The sequence below is a fragment of the Pseudomonas mendocina genome (assembly GCF_003008615.1).
Lineage (GTDB): Bacteria > Pseudomonadota > Gammaproteobacteria > Pseudomonadales > Pseudomonadaceae > Aquipseudomonas > Aquipseudomonas mendocina_C.
Window position 1 is genome coordinate 97,578 of sequence record NZ_CP027657.1, and the last position, 19,616, is coordinate 117,193.

Annotated in this window: 18 protein-coding genes and 2 tRNA genes; 12 read left to right on the forward strand and 8 right to left on the reverse strand. The window is 63.3% G+C overall.

Features of this window, described 5'->3' with window-relative positions:
• Positions 1-89: 89 nt before the first annotated feature.
• The 7 genes from C7A17_RS00555 to C7A17_RS00585 form a co-directional block, all read right to left on the reverse strand.
• Complete coding sequence (locus tag C7A17_RS00555) at positions 90-629, reverse strand: DUF2058 domain-containing protein (protein WP_106736135.1); 540 nt, start codon at positions 627-629, stop codon at positions 90-92.
• Positions 630-808: 179 nt separating this feature from the next.
• Positions 809-1,639 carry a nucleoside triphosphate pyrophosphohydrolase gene (gene mazG / locus C7A17_RS00560; RefSeq protein ID WP_106736137.1) on the reverse strand — a complete coding sequence of 277 codons (831 nt, stop codon included), beginning with the start codon at positions 1,637-1,639 and terminating at the stop codon, positions 809-811.
• A gap of 12 nt (positions 1,640-1,651) precedes the next feature.
• Complete coding sequence (gene relA / locus C7A17_RS00565; protein WP_106736139.1) at positions 1,652-3,895, reverse strand: GTP diphosphokinase; 2,244 nt, start codon at positions 3,893-3,895, stop codon at positions 1,652-1,654.
• Positions 3,896-4,029: 134 nt separating this feature from the next.
• A complete protein-coding gene (rlmD, locus tag C7A17_RS00570; RefSeq protein ID WP_106736141.1) occupies positions 4,030-5,388 on the reverse strand; it encodes a 23S rRNA (uracil(1939)-C(5))-methyltransferase RlmD in 1,359 nt (452 codons plus the stop codon).
• Entirely contained in the window at positions 5,388-6,293 is a 906-nt protein-coding gene (gene cysM, locus C7A17_RS00575; protein ID WP_106736143.1) for a cysteine synthase CysM, read from the reverse strand. The genes rlmD and cysM overlap by 1 nt, the downstream gene beginning before the upstream one ends.
• 98 nt (positions 6,294-6,391) lie before the next feature.
• On the reverse strand, positions 6,392-7,729 hold the full coding sequence (locus C7A17_RS00580) for a sensor histidine kinase (RefSeq protein ID WP_106736145.1): 1,338 nt from the start codon (positions 7,727-7,729) through the stop codon (positions 6,392-6,394).
• A complete protein-coding gene (locus C7A17_RS00585) occupies positions 7,726-8,436 on the reverse strand; it encodes a response regulator transcription factor (protein ID WP_394337059.1) in 711 nt (236 codons plus the stop codon). Before C7A17_RS00585 ends, C7A17_RS00580 begins: the two co-directional genes overlap by 4 nt.
• A gap of 119 nt (positions 8,437-8,555) precedes the next feature.
• Between C7A17_RS00585 and C7A17_RS00590 the strand changes: the two genes are divergently transcribed.
• The 4 genes from C7A17_RS00590 to C7A17_RS00605 are packed head-to-tail and all read left to right on the forward strand — an operon-like array spanning position 8,556 to position 13,173.
• Entirely contained in the window at positions 8,556-11,306 is a 2,751-nt protein-coding gene (locus C7A17_RS00590; protein WP_106736147.1) for a response regulator, read from the forward strand.
• A gap of 9 nt (positions 11,307-11,315) precedes the next feature.
• Complete coding sequence (locus C7A17_RS00595; RefSeq protein WP_106736149.1) at positions 11,316-12,311, forward strand: 2-hydroxyacid dehydrogenase; 996 nt, start codon at positions 11,316-11,318, stop codon at positions 12,309-12,311.
• A 27-nt stretch (positions 12,312-12,338) separates the two neighbouring features.
• Positions 12,339-12,770 carry a hypothetical protein gene (locus C7A17_RS00600; RefSeq protein WP_037004099.1) on the forward strand — a complete coding sequence of 144 codons (432 nt, stop codon included), beginning with the start codon at positions 12,339-12,341 and terminating at the stop codon, positions 12,768-12,770.
• Positions 12,771-12,774: 4 nt separating this feature from the next.
• Positions 12,775-13,173: an META domain-containing protein gene (locus C7A17_RS00605; protein WP_106736151.1), complete on the forward strand. Its 399-nt coding sequence runs from the start codon at positions 12,775-12,777 to the stop codon at positions 13,171-13,173.
• Between the two features lie 83 nt (positions 13,174-13,256).
• Here C7A17_RS00605 and dinB read toward each other — a convergent pair whose 3' ends face one another.
• The gene (gene dinB, locus C7A17_RS00610) at positions 13,257-14,309 is read right to left on the reverse strand and encodes a DNA polymerase IV (protein WP_106736153.1); all 1,053 of its coding nucleotides are present in this window, start codon (positions 14,307-14,309) and stop codon (positions 13,257-13,259) included.
• A 144-nt stretch (positions 14,310-14,453) separates the two neighbouring features.
• Between dinB and C7A17_RS00615 the strand changes: the two genes are divergently transcribed.
• The 8 genes from C7A17_RS00615 (at position 14,454) to C7A17_RS00650 (ending at position 19,615) form a co-directional block, all read left to right on the forward strand.
• A tRNA-Met gene (locus C7A17_RS00615) sits at positions 14,454-14,530 on the forward strand.
• Positions 14,531-14,646: 116 nt separating this feature from the next.
• Positions 14,647-14,723: transfer RNA gene (locus C7A17_RS00620), tRNA-Met, on the forward strand.
• Positions 14,724-14,858: 135 nt separating this feature from the next.
• Positions 14,859-15,407, forward strand: a complete 549-nt coding sequence (locus tag C7A17_RS00625) for a cytochrome b (protein WP_106742656.1) — start codon at positions 14,859-14,861, stop codon at positions 15,405-15,407.
• 97 nt (positions 15,408-15,504) lie between these two features.
• Positions 15,505-16,827 carry a 30S ribosomal protein S12 methylthiotransferase RimO gene (gene rimO, locus C7A17_RS00630; protein WP_106736155.1) on the forward strand — a complete coding sequence of 441 codons (1,323 nt, stop codon included), beginning with the start codon at positions 15,505-15,507 and terminating at the stop codon, positions 16,825-16,827.
• Positions 16,828-16,955: 128 nt separating this feature from the next.
• On the forward strand, positions 16,956-17,666 hold the full coding sequence (locus C7A17_RS00635; RefSeq protein ID WP_106736157.1) for an rRNA pseudouridine synthase: 711 nt from the start codon (positions 16,956-16,958) through the stop codon (positions 17,664-17,666).
• A gap of 113 nt (positions 17,667-17,779) precedes the next feature.
• Complete coding sequence (locus C7A17_RS00640) at positions 17,780-17,986, forward strand: hypothetical protein (protein WP_106736159.1); 207 nt, start codon at positions 17,780-17,782, stop codon at positions 17,984-17,986.
• 10 nt (positions 17,987-17,996) lie between these two features.
• On the forward strand, positions 17,997-18,701 hold the full coding sequence (tsaA, locus tag C7A17_RS00645) for a tRNA (N6-threonylcarbamoyladenosine(37)-N6)-methyltransferase TrmO (protein ID WP_106736161.1): 705 nt from the start codon (positions 17,997-17,999) through the stop codon (positions 18,699-18,701).
• Positions 18,702-18,841: 140 nt separating this feature from the next.
• The gene (locus C7A17_RS00650) at positions 18,842-19,615 is read left to right on the forward strand and encodes an SDR family oxidoreductase (RefSeq protein WP_106736163.1); all 774 of its coding nucleotides are present in this window, start codon (positions 18,842-18,844) and stop codon (positions 19,613-19,615) included.
• Position 19,616: the final 1 nt, after the last annotated feature.

Below are 19,616 nucleotides of genomic sequence, written 5' to 3' on the forward strand. Positions count from 1 at the left end.
CGGGCAAGGTGCAGCATACGCACCAACAGCGATCGCACTATTCTGCGGTGCGCACAGCGCACCCTAGGCAAGCGTGCAGAAACGCGGCATTACCACATCAGATCGTCAGGGATCTGATAGGCCGCGTACGGATCATCGGCATCCGGCTCTTCAACGTGGGTATTGAGCAGGACGATGCGCGAGGCATCACGCTCCTGAATCTTCAGCGCCGCCTCACGCGGAATGATTTCGTAACCACCGCCATGACGGACGATGGCCAACCAGCCGTTGGACAGTTTGTTGCGCACCAGGGTGTTGACCGGCAGGCGCTTGACCTTCTTGTCGTCGACGAAGTTGTAGTAGTCCTCGCCGTCGAGCTTGGGCAGACGCGAACGCTCAATCAGTTGCTTGATCTGCGCCGTGCGGGCCTTCTGCTCGGCTTTTTCCTGCTGCTGACGGTTCAGCTCCTGGTCGCGTGCAGCCTTTTCGGCCTGCGCCTGCAGCGCGGCCTGACGCGTGCTGTCATCCAGCTCGGCCTGACCCTTTTGCACCAGACGTTTCTGTTTTTGCTGCTGCTTGCCAGCCTGCTTGGCCTGTTTTTCATTGACCAAGCCGGCTTTGAGCAGCTGGTCGCGCAGGGAAAGACCCATGACTAAAGATCCCGAACATGATTCAGTTGCGGCAGCGACGCAGATTCGCGCTGCCAATCCAAGGCGCCCAGCATAAGGGCTAAGGCGCAGCGGCTCCAGCCCGAAAACCCACCGTAGCCCGGATGAAATCCGGGAAGGAGCTGATTCGTCTCTCCCGGATTTCATCCGGGTTACGGTGCTCAGCAACCGGGAGACTGCTTCTCCAGCTTCTTCGCCTCGCCCCAGAGCGCGTCCAGCTCCTCCAGCGAGCAGTTGTCCAGGCGGCGGCCGGCCTCGCGCACGCTTTGCTCAATGAAGCGAAAACGCCGCTCGAACTTGCCATTGGCAGCGCGCAACGCGCTTTCAGGATCGACCTTCAGATGTCGCGCCAGGTTGGTGACAACGAACAGCAGGTCACCGATCTCTTCAGCCACCGCCTCGGCATCGTTCTCACTCATGGCTTCGAGCACTTCATCCAGCTCTTCGCGCACCTTGTCCACCACCGGCAACGCATCGGGCCAGTCGAAACCGACCTGGGCAGCACGCTTCTGCAGCTTGGCCGCACGCGAGAGCGCCGGCAGCGCCGTCGGTACATCATCGAGCAGCGATAGCTGCTCGGGTGCAGCGGCCTTTTCGGCGCGCTCCTCGGCCTTGAGCTCTTCCCAGCGCTGCTTGACCGCAGCCTCCTCCAGCTTCGCCGCATCAGGCGCCCCGTACAGATCACCGTCGGGAAACACGTGCGGGTGGCGACGAATCAGCTTGGTGGTGATGCCATCGACTACCCGGGCAAAGTCGAAGCGCCCTTCCTCTTGCGCCAGCTGGCTGTAGTAAACCACCTGGAACAGCAGGTCGCCGAGTTCGCCCGGCAGGTGATCGAAGTCGCCACGCTCGATGGCGTCAGCGACCTCGTAAGCCTCTTCCAGGGTATAGGGCACGATGGTCGCGTAGTTCTGCTTGAGATCCCATGGGCAACCGTACTGCGGATCACGCAGACGGGCCATCAAGTGCAGCAGGTCGTCGAGTCGATACATGAAAGCTTCCTGCTAAGCCACGCGGTGACGACGCGCCTCGATGATATTGGGCAACTGACCGATACGCGCCAGCAGACGACCCAGGGCATCGAGCCCTGGAATCTCCACGGTGATCGACATGGAGGCGGTGTTGTCCTCCTTGTTCGAACGGGTGTTGACCGCCAGCACGTTGAGCTTCTCGTTGAGCAGCACCTGGGTCACGTCACGCAGCAGACCGGAACGGTCGTAGGCCTTGATGACGATCTCCACCGGATAGGTCTGCACCGGCACCGGCCCCCAGCTCACCTGGATCATCCGCTCCGGCTCGCGTGCAGTCTGCTGCAACGCCGTTGGGCAGTCCTGACGGTGAATGGTGACGCCACGCCCCAGGGTGATGTAACCAACGATGGGGTCGCCCGGTAGCGGCTGGCAGCAGCCGGCCATCTGCGTGAGCAGGTTGCCGACGCCCTGGATCTGGATATCGCCACGCTTGCCCGGCTTGAAGCCCTGTGCCTTGCGTGGAATCAGTTCCAGTTGTTCGTTGCCACGCTCTGGCTCGACCAATTGCTGAGCCAGGTTGACTGCATGGGCCAAGCGCACGTCGCCAGCGCCGAGTGCGGCGAACAGGTCTTCGGCAGTTCTCAGGTTGGCCTTTTCGGCCAACTTGTCGAAGTCCGCGCCGACCAGGGCCATGCGCGCTAACTCGCGCTCGAGCAGTTGCTTGCCGGCGGCGACGTTCTGATCGCGATCCTGCAGCTTGAACCAGTGGACGATCTTCGCCCGCGCGCGGCTGGTGGTGACGTAGCCCAGGTTGGGGTTGAGCCAGTCGCGACTGGGCGTACCCTGCTTGCTGGTGATGATCTCGACCTGCTCGCCAGTCTGCAGGCTGTAGGTCAACGGCACGATACGGCCGTTGATCTTGGCCCCCCGGCAATTGTGGCCAATCTCGGTGTGCACACGGTAGGCGAAGTCCAGAGGCGTGGCGCCCTTGGGCAGGTCGATGGCGTGACCATCGGGGGTGAACACGTAGACCCGATCCGGCTCGATGTCGACACGCAGTTGCTCGGCCAGGCCGCCGATATCGCCCAGTTCCTCGTGCCACTCGATGACCTGACGCAGCCAGGAAATCTTCTCTTCGTAGTGGTTGGAACCGGATTTGACGTCGGTGCCCTTGTAGCGCCAGTGCGCGCAGACACCCAGCTCGGCCTCTTCGTGCATGGCGTGGGTGCGGATCTGCACCTCCAGCACCTTGCCTTCCGGGCCCAGCACGGCGGTGTGCAGCGAGCGGTAGCCGTTCTCCTTGGGGTTGGCGATGTAGTCGTCGAACTCCTTGGGAATGTGTCGCCACAAGGTGTGCACGATGCCGAGGGTGGTGTAGCAGTCACGCACCTCCGGAACCAGCACGCGCACCGCGCGCACATCGTATATCTGGCTGAACTGCAGGCCCTTGCGCTGCATCTTGCGCCAGATCGAATAGATATGTTTGGCCCGGCCACTGATATCGGCTTTGATGCCGGTGGCTTCCAGCTCCTGGCGCAGATTCGCCATGGCGTCGTTGATGTACTGCTCGCGATCGAGGCGACGCTCGTGCAGCAGCTTGGCGATCTGCTTGTACTGCTCCGGCTCCAGGTAGCGGAAGGACAGATCCTCCAGCTCCCATTTGATATGGCCGATACCGAGGCGATGCGCCAGCGGCGCGTAGATGTCGAACACCTCACGCGCCACGCGCTGACGCTTGTCTTCGTCGGCTTCCTTGACCGCACGAATCGCACAGGTGCGCTCGGCCAGCTTGATCAAGGCCACACGCACGTCGTCGACCATCGCCACCAGCATCTTGCGCAGGTTCTCCACCTGCGTCTGCGAGCCGACTACCACCGATTCACGCGGGTTGATACTGGCGCTGATCGCTGCCATGCGCAGCACGCCTTCGATCAGCTTGGCCACCACCGAGCCGAAGCGCTGATGCACGGCAGCCAGGGTAACCTGACCTTCACGTACGCCGCGATAGATGACTGCGGCGACCAACGAGTCCTGATCGAGTTTGAGATCGGCGAGGATTTCCGCGATATCGAGGCCGGCGCGGAAACTCGACGCGCCTTCGCTCCAGTGATGCTGAATGCTGTTAGCCTGCTGCTCCACATCACGGGCGAATTCGCAGGCCTCCTTGAGCGCCTGACGATCCAGCGCCGGGTCGACGCTGGCTACATGATCCAACCAGGCCTCGAGATTGATGCTGCCGTCGTCGTTGACCGGCTGATGCGCCCTTACCTGAACCATCGTCTTACCTTCCCTACGGTGCGCATATGCCGCACCGAGCAGTCGCCGGCCTTCTCTGAGCCGGTCGGATTAACTGAAAGGATGTGCATCCTGCACATCCCTGCGGTACCGAACGTACCGCTTTAGACCGAGGCCTAGGCCTCGGCTTTCTCGAATAGAGCCATTGCCTCGACATGCGCCGTTTGCGGGAACATGTCGAGAATACCGGCGCGGCGCAGGCGGTAGCCCTGTTGCTGCAACTCGGCGGCGTCACGCGCCAGGGTGGTCGGGTTGCAGGAGACATAGACCAGGCGCCGTGCGCCCAACCCACTCATCTTCCGCACGACCTCCAACGCGCCATCGCGTGGCGGGTCAAGCAACACGGCATCGAAGCCGTCACACGCCCAGGTTTCATCGACCAGCGGGTTGGACAGGTCGGCACGGAAAAAGTGCGCATTGCCCAAGCCATTGTTTTGCGCGTTGGCAGCAGCCCGCGCCACCATCACGTCGACACCCTCCACAGCCACGACCTCGGCCGCCTGGCGCGCCAGCGGCAGGGCAAAATTACCCAGGCCACAGAACAGATCCAACACCCGCTCGCGCGGTTGCACTGCCAACCAGTCTAGCGCCTGAACGACCATCGCCTCATTGACCAGACCATTGACCTGCACAAAATCCCCTGGCCGGTACGCCAGACGCAGTTGCCAGTGAGCCAGCTCGAACCCCAGTTCGGCGCTCGCATCATCGGCCTGCGGCTGCCCTTCGCCATGCAGCCACAACTGTGCTGCGTGCTGGACGCAGAAAGCCCTCAAGCGAAGCAGATCATGCTCTGTCAGCGGCGCGGTGTGACGCAGCAACAGTGCTTCGGCGGTGCCGCTGAACAACTCCACGTGCCCCAGTGCCTGTGGTTTTTCCAGGCTCCGTAACAGCTCGGGTAGCGCCTTGAGGATCGGTTGCAAGGGCTGTACCAGCACCGGGCAGTCATCGATGGCAACAATGTCCTGGCTGGCTTCGGCGCGGAAACCGACGTGCAGTTGACGCGTCTTGGCATCCCAACGCACGGCGATCCGTGCGCGGCGCCGGTAGGCGAACTCAGGGCCCGTCAGCGGCGCCGCCCACTCCTGCGGCTGAACCCCGCCCAGGCGTGACAACTGTTCGGCCAGCGTGCGCTGTTTCAGGGCAAGTTGATCGGCATGAGACATATGTTGCAGGTTGCAGCCACCACAGCGATCGGCATGACGGCAGGGCGCCTCGCGGCGCTCGCTGCTGGCGGTGATGATGCGTTCGGCGCGAGCCTCCACAGTCTGACTGCGCGCACCGAGCACCCGTGCCTCGATCTGCTCGCCGGCCAAGGCGCCGCTGACGAACCAGGTACGCCCACCCTCGAAGGCAATACCACGGCCGTCACCGGCCAGGCGCTCGATGGAGAGCTTCTGCTTCTTGCCAACCGGCACCTGCGGCGCGCGTGCGCCGCCGCTGGGCTGAAAGCGCAGAGTGGAGCTGCGTCTGGCCATCAGTGCGCCGGGTCTTCGTAGACACCGGTGGACAGGTAGCGATCGCCGCGGTCACAGATGATCGCCACCATCACTGCGTTCTCCACTTGCTGCGACAGACGCAGCATGCCCGCCACGGAACCACCGGACGAGACGCCGCAGAAGATGCCCTCTTCGCGCGCCAGACGACGCATGACGTGCTCGGCCTCGGCCTGGCCCATGTCCATTACCTGGTCGACACGCTCGGCCTGATAGATCTTCGGCAGGTATTCCTCGGGCCAGCGACGGATACCGGGAATGGCCGAGCCTTCCTGCGGCTGCAGGCCGACGATCTGAATCGCCGGGTTCTGTTCCTTGAGGTAGCGCGAAGTACCCATGATGGTGCCGGTGGTGCCCATCGAGCTGATGAAGTGGGTGATGCTGCCGCCGGTCTGCCGCCAGATTTCCGGGCCGGTACCGGTGTAGTGAGCCTGCGGGTTGTCACCATTGGCGAACTGGTCAAGCACCTTGCCGCGGCCTTCGGCCTGCAGCTTCTCGGCCAGATCCCGCGCGCCCTCCATGCCCTCTTCCTTGCTGACCAGGATCAGCTCGGCGCCATAGGCGGTCATCGCCCACTTGCGTTCGGCAGTGGAGTTGTCCGGCATGATCAGGATCATCTTGTAACCCTTGATCGCCGCCGCCATCGCCAGGGCGATGCCGGTGTTGCCGCTGGTGGCTTCGATCAGGGTGTCGCCGGGCTGGATATCGCCCCGCAGCTCGGCGCGGGTGATCATCGACAGCGCCGGACGATCCTTGACCGAACCGGCCGGGTTGTTGCCTTCCAGCTTGACCAGCAGGGTGTTGCTGGTTTCACCCGCCAGACGTTGCAGGCGTACCAGGGGGGTATTGCCGATGCAGTCGGCAATGGTGGGGAATTGCAGGGTCATGGGTCGCTCGAATCCAGACTGACGCGAAGGGGCATCATGATACGCCGAACCCGCGGCGGCATCACCCAGCGAACGTAACCAGAGGCTGCTCGGCGCGCTCAGGCAGCCGGCAGGTACATATATACGCGCAAGCCATGACTGCCGTTCTCGGCCCAGACCCGCCCGCCCTGCGTCTCGATCATGCTGCGGGCAATGGCCAGGCCCAGGCCGAAGCCATCACCACCCGGACGCGCGGCGCTGAGACGCGTGAAGGGCCTGAAGATGTTCTCCAGTTCTTCCTCGGCAACGCCGGGCCCCTGATCCTCGATCCACAACAGCCACTGTCCATCATCAGGCTGACCGCCCAGGCGCACGACGCCACCGTCCGGGGAATGGCGAATGGCGTTACGCAGGATGTTCTCCAACGCCTGCGCCAGGCCATTGAGATTGCCCCGCACCAAACAGGCGCAAGGCAGATCGCAGGGCATGCGCTCGAGCGGCCAGCCGGTTTCGAAACCGGCATTTTCCCGCAGAACGTCCCAGAGCCTGACGACATCTACCTCCTCGCTGGGCAGACTCGGTCGCTCCGTATCCAGCCAGACCAGCTCCAGCGCGTCGCCGACCAGCTTCTCCATTTCCTGCACCTCACGCGCCAGGCGCTGACGCAGGGCATCGGCGTCCTGCTCGCCCTCCCCGGCCACGCGCAAGCGACTCAGCGGCGTGCGCAGCTCATGGGACAGATCGCGCAGCAGTTGGCGCTGAAACCCCACGGTGCCTTCCAGGCGCTCAGCCATATGATCGAAGGTGCGCGCCAGTTCGCCCAGTTCGTCCTTACGCTGCGTCATCTGCATGCCCAGCCGGGCGGACAGGTCACCCGCACTCAAGGCTGCAGCCTGACGCCTGAGAATCGCCAGAGGGGAAATCAACAGGCGATACAACAGGATCGCCACGACAATGGCCAGGACGGCCGGCAGCACACGCTGCAGCAGCAACTCCCAGAGCTCGTTGTACTTGCGCGGATTCAAGCGTTGCGGCAGCTCCATGACCAGGCGAGCCGAGCCGTCGCTGAAAGGCGCATAGAAGGTCGGCGTGCCTCCCGGCCGACCCACGGGAAAGTCCAGCTTGCGCACGAAATCCAGGCGCAGCGACTCCTCGGGCGTCAGCGGCTGCGAGGACAGCGAGTCCTTGTGCGAGTCGACCACCACCGCCCAAACTCGCTCACGCGCCTGCAGGCGTTGCAGAAAGGCATCGACACCCGCCGCGCCCTCTTCTCGCCATGCGGCCTCGGCATCCCGGGCATAGCCGCGGAGAACCTGCTTAGTTGAATTGGGCAAGTAGGACGTGGCGTCGAGCAACACACGACCAACGTCGACATGCAGACTGACCAGCAGCAGGCAGAACAGCGCCAGCGCGCCTGCCAAACGCCACAGCAGCGAGTGCCGCCCCGGCAGGCTCACGTTCCTGCCTGGGCCAGGATATAGCCCTTGCCCCAGACCGTATCGACACGCATCGCCTCGTACCCCACCGCCTGCAATTTGCGGCGAATGTGGCTGACGTGCATATCCAGGCTGCGGTCATGCTGAGCATAGGCGCGGCGCAATGCCTGCTGATAAAGGAAGGGCTTGCTCAGCGCTTCGTCCTGATGCCGCCAGAGCAGCTCAAGCACGCGGTACTCGCTGGGTGTCAGGCCGACCCACTTACCTGAAAAAGCGACATCGCTGCGCCCCTCGTCGAACTGCAGGGCATCGTCAGGACCACTCGGCTGCTGCTCGCGACGCTCATAGGCGACCCGACGCAAAATGGCTTCCACCCGCACGCTCAACTCCCCCAGGCTGAAGGGCTTGGGCAGATAGTCGTCAGCACCGCGGCTGAAACCGGCGATGCGATTCTGTTCGTCCCCCAGCGCCGACATCAGCAGCACCGGCACGCTGCGGTGTTCGCGCAGACGTTGCAGCGCCTCCAGACCATTGGTGCCAGGCAGCAGGATATCCATCAGGATCAGATCGAAATCCTCGCTTTCGGCCAGATGCAAACCCTCACTGCCGTCATGGCTCAGGGTCACGTCGAAGCCGCAGCCAATCAGATGCGATTGCAGATGACTGGCAAGCAGAGGGTCGTCCTCGACGGCAAGGATACGAGCCGAGGTGGGAGTGCGGATCATCATGGCGGAAAACCGAGCGAGCAGAATGAGAACAATTCTACCTATTAAACAGCAATCGCTCACCTACAGATTCCAGCACGCCGAATCGCTACACTGCCCAGATGTTCTGAAGGAGGAAGGTCGTGTTCAAGGATCTAAGCATCAAAGGCCGTGTACTGTTGCTCACCCTGCTGCCCACCAGCCTGCTGGCGCTGGTACTGGGCGGCTATTTCACCTGGGTGCAACTCTCGGGGCTGCAGGCGCAACTGCTGCAACGCGGCGAGATGCTGGTCGAACACCTGGCCCCCCTCGCTGCCCCGGCCCTGGAAAAGCAGGATCAGGATCTGCTCGAACGCATCGCTCAGCAGGCGCTGGAACACCCCGATGTCCGCGCGGTGACCTTCCTCGCCGCCGAACGCACGCAGCTGGCGCATGCCGGCCCAAGCATGCTCAACCCCGTGCCCGACAACCAGGCGGGTATCAGCCTGCTCAGCGGCCAGGACGCCACACGTTTTCTGCTACCGGTCTACGACCAGCACCTGGTGCTCAGCGGCGAAGCGGAAAGTGAGCGCAGCACCGGCCTGCTTGGCTGGGTCGAACTGGAACTGTCGCACCAGGGCACCCTGCTGATCGGCTATCGCAGCCTGTTCACCAGCCTGCTGCTGATCGCTGGCGGCCTTGCTGTCACCGCCCTGCTCGCCCTGCGCATGAGTCGCAGCATCAATGGCCCGTTGCGGGAGATCAAGGCAGGCGTCGCCCAGCTCAAGGACGGCCATCTGGAAACCCGTCTGCCGCCACTGGGCAGCCATGAGATGGACGAGCTGGCCTCCGGCATCAACCGCATGGCCGAAGCCTTGCAGAATGCCCAGGAAGAGTTGCAGCACAGCATCGAACAAGCCACCGAGGACGTGCGCCAGAACCTGGAAACCATCGAGATCCAGAACATCGAGCTGGACTTCGCGCGCAAGGAAGCCCTGGAGGCCAGCCGCATCAAGTCCGAGTTCCTGGCCAACATGAGCCACGAGATCCGTACCCCGCTCAACGGCATCCTCGGGTTCACCAACCTGTTGCAAAAGAGCGAGCTCAGCCCGCGCCAGCAGGATTACCTGTCGACCATCGAGAAATCCGCTGACAGCCTGCTCGGCATCATCAACGAGGTGCTCGATTTCTCCAAGATCGAGGCCGGCAAGCTGGTGCTCGAATCCATCCCCTTCAACCTGCGCGATCTGCTGCAGGACACCCTGACCATCCTCGCCCCTGCCGCCCATGAAAAGCAGCTGGAGCTGGTCAGCCTGATCTATCGCGATACCCCGTTGGCCCTGCGCGGCGACCCGCAGCGTCTGAAGCAGGTACTGACCAACCTGGTGAGCAACGCGATCAAGTTCACCCGCGAGGGCACCATCGTCATGCGTGCGATGGTCGAGGACGAGAGCGCTGACAGCGCACAACTGCGCATCAGCGTGATGGACACCGGCATCGGCCTGTCGGATGAAGACCTGCGTGCCCTGTTCCAGGCCTTCAGCCAGGCCGACAACTCGCTCAGCCGCCAGGCCGGTGGCACTGGCTTGGGCCTGGTGATTTCCAAGCGCCTGATCGAACAGATGGGCGGAGAAATTGGCGTCGACAGCACGCCCGGCGAAGGCTCGGAATTCTGGATCAGCCTGACCCTGCCCAAAGCACGCGACGACGCCGAGGATCTTCCCCGCGCACCACTGCAAGGGCGCCGCGTGGCCGTACTGGAGAGCCACGAACTGGCGCGCCAGGCTCTGGCTCACCAACTGGAGGACTGCGGCCTGGAGGTGGAAAGCTTCGCCGATCTGGGCCAACTGTTCGAGGCCGTGCTCAATCAACAGCAGCGCGAACATCCGCTGAGCCTCGCCGTGCTGGGGCTCACCGCTGGTCAGTTGCAACCCGACGCACTTGGCCAGCGCATCTGGGATCTCGACCGCCTCGGCTGCAAGGCGTTGGTACTGTGCCCAACCACCGAGCTGGGGCTGTTCCACGAATCGCTGCCTGATGCCTACACCCAGTTGCAGGCCAAGCCGCCTTGCACACGCAAGCTGCACAAGGCACTGGTCGAGATGGTCTGCCCACAGCGTCCGGTCAACGAGCCGGTGGTGATGAACGAAACGCGTCGGCCGAAGATTCTCTGCGTCGACGACAACCCGGCCAACCTGCTGCTGGTGCAGACTCTGCTCGATGACCTGGGCGCCCAGGTCAAGGCCGTGGACAGCGGTTACGCCGCCATCGACGCGGTACGAGAGGACAATTTCGACCTAGTGTTCATGGACGTGCAGATGCCCGGCATGGACGGCCGCGAGGCCACCGAAGCGATCCGCCAGTGGGAAAGCGAACAGGCCCGTAGCGCCACGCCAATCATCGCCCTCACCGCCCACGCCCTGGCCAACGAAAAACGTGCCCTGCTGCAAAGCGGCCTGGATGACTACCTGACCAAACCGATCAACGAACGCCAACTGGCTCAGGTCGTACTCAAGTGGACGGGGCTGAACCTGCGCAACCAGCCCAGCAGCAAGATCGCGCCACCCGCACCGACGCCATCGCAACCCAAAATACTCGATGCCGAGGAAGGCCTGCGCCTGGCGGCCGGCAAGGCCGACCTCGCAGCCGACATGCTGAGCATGCTGCTGGCCGGCCTGCCCGGTGATCGCCAAGCCATCCGCCAGGCTCGCGACGCCGGCGAACGCACCGCGCTGATCGAGCGGGTTCATCGCCTGCACGGAGCCACTCGCTACTGCGGCGTTCCGCAACTGCGCGCCGCCTGCCAACGCAGCGAGACGCTGCTCAAGCAGGACGACCCTGAAGCCCAACGCGCGCTGGACGATCTGGACGATGCCATCGCGCGCCTGACCGAAGCCGCAGCACAAAGTGCCTGAGGAGCCGAGATGCGTATCTGCCTGTTCAGCAGCAAGCCCTACGACCGTGACTCGTTCCTCGCAGCGAACTGCCCGCCTGACTGGCACCTGCAGTTTCACGACACGCGCCTGACGGTCGACAGCGTGGCGCTGGCCAGCGGCTGCGAAGTGGTTTGCACCTTCATCAACGACGACCTGTCGGCCCCGGTGCTGGAACAACTGGCAGCCAACGACACGCGCCTGATCGCGCTGCGCTCGGCCGGCTACAACCATGTCGATCTGGCAGCAGCGCAGCGCCTCGGCCTGCCGGTGGTACGCGTGCCGGCCTATTCACCGCATGCCGTGGCCGAGCACGCCGTAGCCCTGATTCTGGCGCTGAACCGCCGCACTCACCGCGCCTTCAACCGCACCCGTGAGGGGGATTTCTCCCTGCACGGCCTGACCGGCTTCGACCTGCACGGCAAGACCGTCGGCGTGGTCGGTGGCGGCAAGATCGGCCAAGTATTCGCCGGCATCATGCAGGGCTTCGGTTGCCAAGTGCTGATCTACGATCCGTTCCCGCTGAGCGGTCTCGATACCCTGGGCGCACGCCAGGCACCACTGGACGAAGTGATCGCCAACAGCGACATCCTCAGCCTGCACTGCCCGCTGACCGACGAGAGCTACCACCTGATAGACAGCGCACGCCTGGCCCAGATGAAACGCGGCGCGATGCTGATCAATACCGGCCGCGGCGCACTGGTCGATGCCCCGGCCCTGATCGAGGCACTGAAAAGCGGCCAGCTCGGCTACCTGGGCCTGGACGTCTACGAAGAAGAATCGGAGCTGTTCTTCGAGGATCACTCCGACCTGCCCCTACAGGACGACACCCTGGCCCGCCTGCTGAGTTTCCCCAACGTGATCATTACCGCGCACCAGGCCTTTCTCACTCGCGAAGCGCTTGACGCCATCGCCCGCACCACGCTGGACAACATCGCCGCCTGGATCGCCGGCAGCCCGAGCAATGAGGTCAAGGCCGACGCGTGATAGCATGCCGGCTGATCCGGAGGACCCATGGCCGAACACGATTTCCGTTATTCCCTGCTCAACCCGCAACACACCCTCACCGAATGCCGCGCCCTGGCGCCAGGCCGCTATCAGGTCACCGGCAACGGTGGCTCGATCCAGGCCAATGACACGCTGCTGGTCACCCTCAAAGGCAGTCGCGACCTGCACATGCGCCTGGACGTGGAGAAGGTTCGCCATCTGATCAACCCGCCCGGCCAGTGGCTGGCCGTGTGCAAAGGCCCGCAATTCAAGGAGCTGGCCATCCACAACTGGCAAGTGAACTGCGATGGTTGCGGCAAGCAGCTGGATTTCGAGTTCGCCGTCGACGCGGCGCTTGGCAAGGCCGCGCAAGCGCCAGCTGCCGAGGCCCGTATCGCCGAACTGGGCTGGCGCAACGACGCCGGCCGCCATCTGTGTCGAACCTGCCAGGAGGCCTGACACCATGTACCGCGCCCTGTCCCTCGCCCTGCTCGCCGCCACGCTGGCCGGCTGCGCCAGCGACGCACCGCAGCTGGAAACCGAACGCAGCTACCGCGTGGAATGGATCGGCGAACGCCCGCTGATCGATCGCAGCCACCTGACCATCACCTTCGCCGCGGATGGTCGCGCCCATGGGCATGCCGGCTGCAACCACTGGTTCGCCGGTTATTCGCTCAAAGGTGAGGCCATTCGCTTCGATGCTCCAGGCAGCACCCGCAAGATGTGCGCACCAGCACTGATGGAGCAGGAACAACGCTTCCTGACAGCATTGGGCGAAGTGCAGCGCTGGGACTTCAATGGCATCGGCCAGTTGCAACTGTGGCCAGCCAGCGGCAAGCCGATTCGTCTCTGGGCTGAATAGAAGCCACTGCACGTTTCGCAGGGCGGGGAAACCCCGCCGGGTTGACGACGGATGGCAGGTTGCCCCCGCCCTACACGCCTGGGCTACGCGAACAGATCCAGTTGCTCCTGACGCCCACGCAGGTCGTGCAGCCTTACACCAACACCGAGCAGGCGCACCGGCTTGCCTCCGCGAGCAAAGGCACTGCTCAGCAATTGCCGATAACTCTCCAGATCCCGGCTGGCGCCGGCCTGCTCCAGGGTGGTCTGGGTAAAGTCATGAAACTTGATCTTGACGAAGGGTTTGTCCGGCCGATAGCTCGAATCCAGGCGCAGCAGACGGCCGTTCATCTCCTCGAGCAGCGCCGGCAACTTCTCCAGACAACTGTCTAGATCCGGCAGATCCTGATCGTAGGTATTCTCGACGCTCAACGACTGCCGACGGCTGTCCACCTGTACCGCACGCTCGTCGATACCATGCGCCAGCCGCCATAGACGCTCGCCAAAGCTGCCGAACTCGCGCACCAGCGCCAGCTTGTTCCATTCACGCAAATCCAGGCAGGTGCGAATGCCCAGACGCGTGAGCTTGTCGGCCGTGACCTTGCCAACGCCATGCAACTTGCTCACCGGCAACGCCGCGACGAAATCGTCCACCTGATCCGGTGTGATGACGAACAGCCCATTGGGTTTGCGCCAGTCGCTGGCGATCTTGGCCAGGAACTTGTTCGGCGCCACACCAGCCGACACCGTGATGTGTAGCTCCTGCGCCACACGGCGGCGAATCTCCTGGGCGATGCGCGTGGCGCTGCCGGAGAAATGCGGCGAGTCGCTGACATCGAGATACGCTTCGTCCAGGGACAACGGCTCGATCAGGTCGGTGAACTGGCGGAAGATGGCGTGAATTTCCCGCGAGACACTGCGGTACGCCTCGAAACGTGGTTTGACGATCAACAAATCCGGGCACAGTTTCAGCGCATGCCGCGACGACATCGCCGAACGCACCCCATAAGCGCGCGCCTCGTAGTTGCAGGTGGCAATCACCCCACGTCGATCAGCCGAACCACCCACCGCCAACGGACGACTGGCCAGACTCGGGTCGTCACGCATCTCGATGGCGGCGTAAAAGCAGTCGCAGTCCACGTGAATTATCTTGCGCACAACACCCTCGGAAGCCTTGTCCAGCCTGGCCTGGAGCCAGGAAGTCTAACAGCTGTTTGACGCTAAGCACCTGAGTTGAAAACACTTTTCTTGAAAATAGCGGTTGACAGCCGAGCATCTGACTGTAGAATGCCGACCCACAGACGCGGGATGGAGCAGTCTGGTAGCTCGTCGGGCTCATAACCCGAAGGTCGTAGGTTCAAATCCTGCTCCCGCAACCAGCTTCACAAAAAGGCCACTCAATCGAGTGGCCTTTTTGCTTTGGTGGAAAATTAATTTTTTTGATCGAAGCAAACAAATCGATTGACAGCACTCTAAGTAAGCGTAGAATTGCCGACGCGGGATGGAGCAGTCTGGTAGCTCGTCGGGCTCATAACCCGAAGGTCGTAGGTTCAAATCCTGCTCCCGCAACCACCTTCAGATAAAGGCCACTCAATCGAGTGGCCTTTTTCGTTTCCGGATATTGATCTTCCTCAGCTTCACATAAGCCAGACGAGCCTATGCTGGAGACACCTGCCGCAGATGCAGGACATTACCGAGGAAGCCTGTATGAACTGGAAGAACACCCCACCACGCTATGGAAGCCTGTCCATCGGCCTGCACTGGCTGATGCTGATCCTGATCGCCGCCGTTTACGCCTGCATCGAGCTCAAGGGCAATTTCCCCAAGGGCAGCGATACCCGTGAACTGCTCAAGCAATGGCACTTCATGCTCGGCCTCAGCGTTTTTGCTCTGGTCTGGTTGCGCCTGCTCGCGCGCGCGCTGAGCCCTACTCCGGCCATCCAGCCCGCGCCACCGAGCTGGCAGAACCTGCTCGCCAAGCTCATGCACCTGGCACTGTACGCCCTGATGATCGGTGCGCCGCTGGCCGGCTGGCTGATTCTCAGTGCCGCCGGCAAACCCATCCCCTTCTTTGGTCTGGAGCTACCGGCACTGATCGGCCCGGACAAGGGACTGGCCGGACAGATCAAGGAACTGCACGAACTGGCCGGCACCGCCGGTTACTGGCTGATTGGCCTGCATGCGGTCGCCGGCCTGTACCACCATTACGTCGTACGCGATAACACCCTGACGCGCATGCTGCCCGGGCGTAATTGAGGTGAAAGCGCCTCTGGTCAAGTGCCCGATCCGCCGCTAGAATTGCGCACTTTTTGATCAGAGGCGCCCACAAGGCGCCCGCTAGAGGTTAGCCCGCATGTCCACCGCCACCCCGAAAGTCGGCTTCGTTTCGCTCGGATGCCCGAAAGCGACCGTCGACTCCGAACGCATCCTGACCCAACTGCGCATGGAAGGTTACGAGATCGTACCGACCTACCAGGATGCCGACGTGGTGGTGGTCAACACCTGTGGCTTCATCGACAGCGCCAAGGCCGAGTCGCTGGACGCCATCGGTGAAGCCCTGGCGGAAAACGGCAAGGTGATCGTCACCGGCTGCATGGGCGTGGCAGAAGACAGCATCCGCGACGTGCACCCGAGCGTGCTGGCCGTCACCGGCCCGCAGCAGTACGAGCAGGTGGTCAATGCGGTGCACGAAGTCATCCCGCCGAAGACCGAGCACAACCCGCTGATCGACCTGGTGCCGCCGCAGGGCATCAAGCTCACCCCGCGTCACTACGCCTACCTGAAGATTTCCGAAGGCTGCAACCACACCTGCAGCTTCTGCATCATCCCGTCCATGCGCGGCAAGCTGGTCAGCCGCCCGGTGGGCGACGTGCTCAGCGAGGCCGAGCGTCTGGTCAAGGCCGGCGTCAAGGAACTGCTGGTGATCAGCCAGGACACCAGCGCCTACGGCGTCGACCTGAAGTACAAGCTGGACTTCTGGAACGGCCAGCCGGTGAAGACGCGCATGCTCGAGCTGTGCGAAGCACTGTCTTCCATGGGCGTGTGGGTGCGCCTGCACTACGTCTACCCCTACCCCAACGTCGATGACGTGATCCCGCTGATGGCCGCCGGCAAGCTGCTGCCCTACCTGGACATTCCGTTCCAGCACGCCAGCCCGAAAGTGCTCAAGTCGATGAAGCGTCCGGCCTTCGAAGACAAGACCCTGGCGCGCATCAAGAAATGGCGCGAGATCTGCCCCGAACTGACCATTCGCTCCACCTTCATCGTCGGCTTCCCCGGCGAGACCGAAGAAGACTTCCAGTACCTGCTCGACTGGCTGACCGAGGCGCAGCTCGACCGCGTCGGCTGCTTCCAGTACTCGCCGGTAGAAGGCGCACCCGCCAACGACCTGGGCCTGGAGCCGGTACCGGACGAGATCAAGCAGGAGCGCTGGGAGCGTTTCATGGCGCATCAGCAGGCAATCAGCTCCGCGCGTCTGCAGGCCAAGATTGGCCTGGAGATGGACGTGCTGGTCGACGAAGTGGACGGCGAAGGCGCCGTGGCTCGCTCCTGGGCCGACGCCCCGGAGATCGACGGCAGCGTGTTCATCGACTCCCCCAACGTCAAGCCGGGCGACAAGGTGCGTGTGCGCATCGTCGATGCCGACGAATACGACATGTGGGGCGAGCTGGTCTGATCACCCGCCCCCCCCAAGAGCCCCGCACAATGCGGGGCTTTTTATTGCCACCCGCTTCAAGCTGCCTTTCTTTCCCGTCCCGGATGACGCTTGCCGGTACAATGCCATTTTTCCTGCAGAGCCAACCCATGAGCGAACCCACCCGCCTGTCCAAACGCGTCATCGAACTGTTCGGTTGCTCGCGCCGTGAGGCCGACCTGTACATCGCCGGCGGCTGGGTGACGGTGGATGGCAAGGTCGTCGAAGCGCCGCAGTTCAAGGTCGAGGATCAACGCGTCGAGCTGCACCCCGATGCCAGTCTTGATCCCGTCGCGGCCGTCACCCTGCTGGTGAATTGCCCGACCAACATCAGCGCCGCAAAGTTGCAGCAGCTACTGACCGCCGCACAGCACTGGGAAGAAGACCCACACGCACAGCGCATCCTGCATGGGCACTTTCTGCGTCAGGAACAGAGCCTGCCGCTGCAAAATGGCGCCAGCGGCCTGGTCATCCTCAGCCAGGACTGGCGTACCCAGCGCAAACTGCGCGAAGACGGCAACAAGCTGGAGCAGGAATACCTGGTCGAGGTCAGCGGCGAATTGCCTGCCAGCGCCCTGGAGCGCCTGAAGAAAGGCCTACTGCACAAAGGCGTGCAGTTCCCGCCATGCAAAGCCAGCTGGCAAAGCGAACAGCGCCTGCGCTTCGCCCTGAAGAATCCTGCGCCCGATACGCTGCGACAGATCTGCACCGCCCTTGGCCTCAAGGTACTGGCCATGAAGCGTATCCGCGTTGGCGGCGTGCCGATGGCCAAGCTGCCGGCCGGGCAATGGCGCTACCTCGGTGACAAGGAACGCTTCTGAAGCAGAGCTGTAGTAGGCTACGCCTGCAAATGCCGTAGGGCGGGTGCAACCCGCCACAGACCATCCGGCGGGTTGCACCCGCCCTACGCGCTCACGCCCTGGAGATTGCCGCCATGCGCACCCTGCTTCTGATCACCCTTCTCGCCCTGAACCTCTCCGCCCTCGCCGCGCCGGCGCCGTTCTTCCTCTGGCAGAGCAAGGTCGACGGCCATCTGACCTGCGCCCAGGTCAGCCCCGGCGAAGGCTGGATTCGTTTCACCGGCCCGTTCCGCGATGCTGGCTGCCGGGTGGCGCATGACGCACCGGTTTCCAGGCGCTAAGCAGAACGCCATGCAGCATCTGGTTTCCCCGGTCGGTATCGTCCACTCCTGCTTCAAGGAAAAGTTCGCCATTCCCCGTCAACCGCATCTGGCGCCTGCCGCACGCGGCGTGCTGGAACTGCTGCCGCCTTTCGATCAGGGCGAGGCCGTGCAAGGCCTGGAGCAAGTCAGCCATGTCTGGCTGCTGTTTCTGTTTCACCAGGCGTTGGAGGACAAGCCGCGCCTGAAGGTGCGCCCGCCACGTCTGGGCGGCAACCAGTCGGTCGGCGTGTTCAGCACTCGCGCCACCCATCGCCCCAACGGTATTGGTCAGTCGGTGGTGCGCCTGGAAAAGGTCGAACCGGGTCGCCTGTACCTGTCCGGCATCGATCTACTCGACGGCACGCCGGTGCTGGATATCAAGCCCTACGTGCCCTACGCCGATTGCGTGAACGATGCGCACAACGCCATGGCCGATGCCGCGCCGCGACTGATCCCCGTGGAGTGGCAAGCCGATGCCTTGCCGTTGGCGCGCCAGCACGCGCTGCGCCTGAACGAGCCGCTGGTGGAACTGATCGAGCAATGCCTGGCGCAAGATCCGCGCCCGGCTTACCAGCAACCAGAGCCCGAACGACGCTATGGCGCGCGCTTCTGGGATCTAGACGTGCACTGGCACTATCCCGAGCCGGGACGCATCCGGGTGCTGGATGTGCAGAAGGCAGCGAACATCGCATAGCGTCGACACCGCCAGCGGTGCGCACGGCGCACCCTACGGAGGGTTTGGCGCATGAGCAGGCATTTCGGTGGGCAATGATGCCTGCTTTCCGCGTCGCCAGGCCCTAGGGTGAAGTCTTCACCATCCTGCGAGGCCTGTTCATGCATCCGTACTTTTCCCTTGCCGGGCGCACCGCCCTGGTCACTGGCGGCACCCGCGGCATCGGTCTGATGATCGCCAAGGCCTTCGTCGAAGCCGGCGCCCACGTCTATGTCTGCGCCCGCGACGGCGAAGCCTGCGCACAGACCGCCGCCGAGCTTTCCGCCTTCGGCAAGTGCACCGGCATCACCGCCAACCTCTCCGATGAGGAAGGCGTACAGGCCCTGGCTGCCGAGCTGACCGGGCGCATCGACAAGCTCGACATCCTGGTCAACAACGCCGGCACCACCTGGGGCGCGCCGCTGGAAAGCTACCCGGCCAAGGGCTGGGAAAAAGTCATGCAGCTCAACGTCACCTCGGTATTCGGCTGCATCCAGCAATTGCTGCCGCTGCTGCGCAAGGCCGGTTCAGCGGATTGCCCGGCACGGGTGATCAATATCGGTTCGGTAGCCGGCATCAGCGCCATGGGGGAACAGGCTTATGCCTATGGCCCGAGCAAGGCCGCGCTGCACCAGCTGTCGCGCATGCTGGCCAAGGAGCTGGTGGGCGAGCACATCAACGTCAACGTGATCGCCCCGGGGCGCTTCCCGAGCAAGATGACCCGTTTCATCGCCGAGGACGAAGCGGCGCTGGCTGCCGACACCGCAGTGATTCCGATGAAACGCTGGGGGCGCGAGGAAGAGATGGCCGCCCTGGCGCTGAGCCTGGCCGGCAGTGCCGGCGCCTACATGACCGGCACCATCATCCCCATCGACGGCGGTTTTCATCTGGGCTGAG

Excerpts from the sequence above, each read along its gene's own strand:
- C7A17_RS00555 (WP_106736135.1), bottom strand. The coding sequence starts at position 629 with ATGGGTCTTTCCCTGCGCGACCAGCTGCTCAAAGCCGGCTTGGTCAAT.
- mazG (WP_106736137.1), bottom strand. The coding sequence starts at position 1,639 with ATGTATCGACTCGACGACCTGCTGCACTTGATGGCCCGTCTGCGTGAT.
- relA (WP_106736139.1), bottom strand. The coding sequence starts at position 3,895 with ATGGTTCAGGTAAGGGCGCATCAGCCGGTCAACGACGACGGCAGCATC.
- rlmD (WP_106736141.1), bottom strand. The coding sequence starts at position 5,388 with ATGGCCAGACGCAGCTCCACTCTGCGCTTTCAGCCCAGCGGCGGCGCA.
- cysM (WP_106736143.1), bottom strand. The coding sequence starts at position 6,293 with ATGACCCTGCAATTCCCCACCATTGCCGACTGCATCGGCAATACCCCC.
- C7A17_RS00585 (WP_394337059.1), bottom strand. The coding sequence starts at position 8,436 with ATGATGATCCGCACTCCCACCTCGGCTCGTATCCTTGCCGTCGAGGAC.
- C7A17_RS00595 (WP_106736149.1), top strand. The coding sequence starts at position 11,316 with ATGCGTATCTGCCTGTTCAGCAGCAAGCCCTACGACCGTGACTCGTTC.
- C7A17_RS00600 (WP_037004099.1), top strand. The coding sequence starts at position 12,339 with ATGGCCGAACACGATTTCCGTTATTCCCTGCTCAACCCGCAACACACC.
- C7A17_RS00605 (WP_106736151.1), top strand. The coding sequence starts at position 12,775 with ATGTACCGCGCCCTGTCCCTCGCCCTGCTCGCCGCCACGCTGGCCGGC.
- C7A17_RS00625 (WP_106742656.1), top strand. The coding sequence starts at position 14,859 with ATGAACTGGAAGAACACCCCACCACGCTATGGAAGCCTGTCCATCGGC.
- rimO (WP_106736155.1), top strand. The coding sequence starts at position 15,505 with ATGTCCACCGCCACCCCGAAAGTCGGCTTCGTTTCGCTCGGATGCCCG.
- C7A17_RS00635 (WP_106736157.1), top strand. The coding sequence starts at position 16,956 with ATGAGCGAACCCACCCGCCTGTCCAAACGCGTCATCGAACTGTTCGGT.
- C7A17_RS00640 (WP_106736159.1), top strand. The coding sequence starts at position 17,780 with ATGCGCACCCTGCTTCTGATCACCCTTCTCGCCCTGAACCTCTCCGCC.
- tsaA (WP_106736161.1), top strand. The coding sequence starts at position 17,997 with ATGCAGCATCTGGTTTCCCCGGTCGGTATCGTCCACTCCTGCTTCAAG.
- C7A17_RS00650 (WP_106736163.1), top strand. The coding sequence starts at position 18,842 with ATGCATCCGTACTTTTCCCTTGCCGGGCGCACCGCCCTGGTCACTGGC.